Origin of the sequence: Streptococcus oralis (assembly GCF_001579175.1) — a bacterium.
Lineage (GTDB): Bacteria > Bacillota > Bacilli > Lactobacillales > Streptococcaceae > Streptococcus > Streptococcus oralis_O.
In genome coordinates, this window is sequence record NZ_KQ970759.1 from 427269 (window position 1) to 430305 (window position 3037).

Below are 3037 nucleotides of genomic sequence, written 5' to 3' on the forward strand. Positions count from 1 at the left end.
CTGTTTGGCTTACCAAGCGGGAGTAGATCAACATCTCGCTTGGGTTCCCGAGCGAGATGTTTTTTCTATACTGAAATTTTGAAAGGGGAATTCTCATGCGTAGAGTTGAGTTTCTAGATACCAGTCTCCGTGATGGTGAGCAGACACCAGGCGTTAACTTTTCAATCAAGGAAAAGGTCGCCATTGCAAGACAGCTGGAGAAATGGGGGATTTCGGCTATCGAAGCTGGTTTTCCAGCGGCGAGTCCAGATTCATTTACAGCAGTTCAGGAGATTGCCAAGGTCTTGAAGAAAACAGCGGTGACAGGTTTGGCACGTTCGGTCAAGTCTGATATAGATGCTTGTTATGAGGCGCTCAAGGATGCCAAGTATCCTCAGGTTCACGTCTTTATCGCGACTAGTCCGATTCACCGTAAGTATAAGCTCAATAAGAGCAAGGAAGAGATTTTGGAAGCAATCAGTGAACATGTTTCTTATGCTCGTTCTAAGTTTGAAATTGTCGAATTTTCTCCAGAGGATGCGACCAGAACAGAATTGGATTTCCTCTTGCAAGTTGTTCAGACAGCTGTGGATGCAGGTGCGACCTACATCAATATCCCTGACACGGTTGGATTTACTACGCCAGAAGAATATGGTGCCATCTTCAAATACTTAATTGAGAATGTCAAGACCGATCGTCAGATTATCTATTCGCCTCACTGTCATGATGACCTCGGAATGGCTGTAGCTAATAGCCTTGCTGCTGTTAAGAATGGAGCAGGACGAGTCGAAGGAACCATCAATGGTATCGGGGAGCGAGCTGGCAATGCTGCATTGGAAGAAATTGCAGTGGCGCTTAATATTCGCCAAGATTACTACCAAGCAGAAACCAGTATTGTCCTAAACGAAACCATCAATACGTCAGAAATGGTTTCTCGCTTCTCAGGTATTCCAGTTCCTAAAAACAAGGCGGTTGTTGGAGGAAATGCCTTCTCTCACGAGTCTGGTATTCACCAAGATGGGGTTCTTAAAAATCCTCTTACCTATGAAATCATTACACCTGAATTGGTTGGTGTCAAGAGTAACAGTCTTCCGCTTGGAAAATTGTCCGGTCGCCACGCTTTTGTAGAAAAACTAAGAGATTTGGCTCTAGACTTTACTGAAGAAGATATCAAACCACTCTTTGCTAAGTTCAAGGCACTAGCGGACAAAAAGCAAGAAATCACAGATGCAGATATTCGTGCTCTGGTAGCTGGAATCATGGTTGAAAATCCAGAAGGATTCCACTTTGATGATTTACAACTTCAAACCCATGCGGATAAAGACATTGAAGCAATTGTCAGCCTTGCTAATATGGATGGTGAGAAGGTTGAGTTTAATGCGACAGGACAAGGTTCTGTTGAGGCTATCTTTAATGCTATTGATAAGTTCTTTAACCAATCTGTCCGCTTGGTGTCCTATACCATCGATGCGGTAACAGATGGAATCGATGCCCAAGCTCGGGTCTTGGTCACTGTTGAAAACAGAGATACAGAGACCATCTTTAACGCAGCAGGTCTTGATTTCGATGTGTTGAAAGCTTCGGCTATTGCCTACATCAATGCTAATACCTTTGTTCAAAAAGAGAATGCTGGTGAGATGGGACGCAGCGTCTCCTACCGTGACATGCCTAGTGTGTAAAGGAGAAAACCATGACAAAGAAAATAGTAGCTCTAGCAGGAGATGGAATCGGCCCAGAAATCATGGAAGCTGGTTTGGAAGTTTTGGAGGCCCTAGCTGGAAAAACGGGCTTTGACTATCAGATAGATAGACGCCCCTTTGGAGGTGCAGGTATTGATGCTGCGGGGCATCCCTTACCTGGTGAAACCCTCAAGTCATGTAGAGAAGCAGATGCGATTCTCCTAGCGGCTATAGGTAGTCCTCAGTATGATGGAGCAGCGGTTCGGCCTGAACAAGGCTTGCTGTCTCTTCGTAAGGAACTCAATCTCTATGCCAATATTCGGCCTGTTAAGATTTTTGACAGTCTCAAGCATTTGTCACCTCTCAAACCCGAACGAATTGCTGGTGTAGACTTTGTCGTGGTACGTGAGTTGACAGGGGGGATTTACTTTGGAGATCATATCCTTGAAGAGCGCAAAGCGCGTGATATCAACGACTACAGCTATGAGGAAGTGGAGCGAATTTTTCGCAAGGCATTTGAAATCGCAAGCAATCGCAGAAAAATCGTTACTAGTATCGATAAGCAGAATGTTTTGGCAACATCAAAACTTTGGCGGAGAGTAGCTGAGGAAGTCGCAAAGGATTTCCCAGATGTGACCTTGGAACACCAGTTGGTGGACTCAGCTGCCATGCTCATGATTACCAATCCTACTAAATTTGATGTCATCGTGACAGAAAATCTTTTCGGAGATATTCTATCAGATGAATCAAGCGTTCTATCAGGTACACTTGGAGTTATGCCATCTGCTAGTCACTCTGAAAATGGTCCAAGTCTCTATGAGCCCATTCACGGTTCGGCACCTGATATTGCTGGTCAAGGCATTGCCAATCCTATTTCCATGATTTTATCAGTAGCCATGATGTTGAGGGATAGTTTTGGACGTTTTGAGGATGCAGGACGTATCGAATACGCTGTAGAAGCCAGTTTGGCAGCAGGAATTTTAACGAGAGATATAGGAGGAAAGGCTTCTACCAAGGAAATGACGGAAGCCATCATTGAAAGACTATGAAGATAAACGAAGGAATCACTCTTACCCTCTTGATTTGGAATGTCATAATTTTCATCATTTATGGAATCGACAAATCCAAGGCAAGGAGAGGTGCTTGGCGGATCCCAGAGAAAATTCTCTTGACGATAGCACTTGTCTGTGGTGGTTTTGGTGCCTGGTTGGCAGGAATGACCTTTCACCACAAGACTCGAAAATGGTACTTTAAAACGGTTTGGTTTCTCGGGATGGTAACCACACTAGTAGCCTTATATTTCATTTGGAGGTAATGGATGGCAGGAAAATCGATTTTTGATAAACTATGGGACCGTCATGTCATCACAGGAGAAGAGG

The 3037-nt window shown here is 44.3% G+C and carries 3 protein-coding genes; all 3 read left to right on the top strand.

Annotated elements, in window-relative coordinates; genetic code table 11:
- Positions 1-95 precede the first annotated feature (95 nt).
- The 3 genes from SORDD24_RS02155 to SORDD24_RS02165 are packed head-to-tail and all read left to right on the top strand — an operon-like array spanning position 96 to position 2973.
- On the top strand, positions 96-1658 hold the full coding sequence (locus tag SORDD24_RS02155) for a 2-isopropylmalate synthase (RefSeq protein WP_061407039.1): 1563 nt from the start codon (positions 96-98) through the stop codon (positions 1656-1658).
- Between the two features lie 11 nt (positions 1659-1669).
- Complete coding sequence (gene leuB / locus SORDD24_RS02160) at positions 1670-2707, top strand: 3-isopropylmalate dehydrogenase (protein WP_061407041.1); 1038 nt, start codon at positions 1670-1672, stop codon at positions 2705-2707.
- On the top strand, positions 2704-2973 hold the full coding sequence (locus SORDD24_RS02165; RefSeq protein WP_000700097.1) for a DUF1294 domain-containing protein: 270 nt from the start codon (positions 2704-2706) through the stop codon (positions 2971-2973). Before leuB ends, SORDD24_RS02165 begins: the two co-directional genes overlap by 4 nt.
- Positions 2974-3037 lie beyond the last annotated feature (64 nt).

Excerpts from the sequence above, each read along its gene's own strand:
- SORDD24_RS02165 (WP_000700097.1), top strand. The coding sequence starts at position 2,704 with ATGAAGATAAACGAAGGAATCACTCTTACCCTCTTGATTTGGAATGTC.
- leuB (WP_061407041.1), top strand. The coding sequence starts at position 1,670 with ATGACAAAGAAAATAGTAGCTCTAGCAGGAGATGGAATCGGCCCAGAA.
- SORDD24_RS02155 (WP_061407039.1), top strand. The coding sequence starts at position 96 with ATGCGTAGAGTTGAGTTTCTAGATACCAGTCTCCGTGATGGTGAGCAG.